General features: G+C 73.1%; 2 protein-coding genes. One reads left to right on the forward strand and one right to left on the reverse strand.

The features are described 5' to 3' along the window. Positions 1-524, reverse strand: a 524-nt coding sequence (locus RB628_RS40455; RefSeq protein ID WP_318325639.1) for a M23 family metallopeptidase, incomplete at its 3' end; no start/stop codon positions are given. 199 nt (positions 525-723) lie between these two features. Between RB628_RS40455 and RB628_RS40460 the strand changes: the two genes are divergently transcribed. Beyond that, positions 724-1,730, forward strand: a 1,007-nt coding sequence (locus RB628_RS40460; protein ID WP_318325640.1) for an SH3 domain-containing protein, incomplete at its 3' end; no start/stop codon positions are given.

The raw sequence follows: 1,730 nt of genomic DNA on the forward strand, positions 1-1,730 counted from the left end.
CCGCCGGGAGTGCACGGCAGCCCGACTCCGCGGTCGCGCAGGTACGGGACCGGGTCGATGCCTCGGACCGCGGTGGAGGTGCCGACCCGCACCCGCAGATGCAGGTGGACGCCGGTGGATTCACCCTCGGAGCCCATCAGCGCGATGCGCTGACCGGCCGACACCTGCTGGCCGACGGAGACGTCCCGCTGGTACATGTGGCCGTACTCGGTCACCGTGCCGTCGGAGTGCAGGATGCGGATCCACTGGCCGTAGCCCTGGGCCGGGCCGGAGGCGATGACCTCGCCGGCTCCGACCGCGTGAATCGGGGTGCCGAGCGAGTTCGCGATGTCGACACCGTCGTGGGCGCCGCTGTAGCCCTGGGTGACCACACCGGCGGCCGGGCAGGAGCCGGCGTATGCGGTGACTGCGGTGGTGCCGTTCGTCGCCGCGTGGCCGGGGGCGGCCGCCGCGAAGGGCAACAGCAGGGCCGCCGCGGCCAGCAGGCCGACCCTCGGGTTCATACCGCGCAGACCAAGACGCACGTGGGTTCCTCCCATGAGGTAGCGGCTTCTGACGAGCCGTGGGGTCCGTGGTCCGGCCCCGTCCGCCATGGGGCGGGGTCCGGACCACGGACCCTAGGCGCGCGGCGGCCTCGCGGGGCATCCGGAAGTTTACGGAGAGACGGCGCCCGGGGCGGGCGGTACTCCTGGACCGTCGTCCGCATCCACCAAGGGGGAACCCGTGCGTGTCGCTTCCGTACGTGCCAAGTGGCGTACGCCGCTGTGCAGAGCGCAGGTCCTGTGTCTGCTGCTCGTCCTGACGGGCCTGACGGCGCCGCCCGCCGCCGCGCAGGATTCGAACCGTCAGAACAGCTGGCGCATCGACCTGTCGGGGCCGGAGGCCGACCGGGGCAACGTCGCCCGCCGTCCGGACGGGATCACCGTCAAGGACAGCAGAAGCCGGACGCCGTCGGAACCCGGCGCCTACGCCGTCTACACGTCGCCCGACCGCAGCCTCGGCCGCCGGCTCACGGCGTTCACCGTGCACACGGAGGCGGAGGTTCCCACCGGCACCAGGGTGGGGACCGAGATCCGGGGCAGCAACCACCCGGGCACCTGGACGCAGTGGCGGGCCACGGGCGGCGCCGGCGCGGTCCGGCTGCCGCAGGCGGTCTCCCTCCTCCAGGTCCGGCTCACCCTCCATGGCGTCCCCGGCGGGCCGGCACCGACCGTCCACACCGTCACCGTCACCGCCGCGGCCGAGCAGCCCGCACCGCAGCAGACCCCGCAGAACGGCATGTCGGCGGCCGCGTCCGGCCCCACCTACCGGCTGTTCGCCACCCGGGAGGGCCTCACCGGGCAGACCACCGCCAACGGCCACGTCATCCAGCCCCGCGACCACTTCGTGGCCCTGCCCTCGCGGCGGATGCTGGCGGTCAACGGCGGACACGAGTACCAGGTGCGCCTGTGCTACAAGGGGCGTTGCGAGACCGCGCCCGTGTGGGACGTCGGCCCGTGGAACACCCGCGACGACTACTGGAACCCGTCGTCACAGCGTGAGATGTGGCGGGACCTGCCGCAGGGCACCCCCGAGGCCCAGGCGGCGTACCTCAACGGCTACAACGGAGGGCTCGACGAGTTCGGCCGACGGGCCGCCAACCCGGCCGGCATCGACGTCGCGGACGGCACCTTCTGGGACGGCCTCGGCATGACCGACAACGACTGGGTGGACGTCACCTTCATGCCGGA

Source organism: Streptomyces sp. ADMS (assembly GCF_033441795.1).
In the GTDB taxonomy this organism is placed as follows: domain Bacteria; phylum Actinomycetota; class Actinomycetes; order Streptomycetales; family Streptomycetaceae; genus Streptomyces.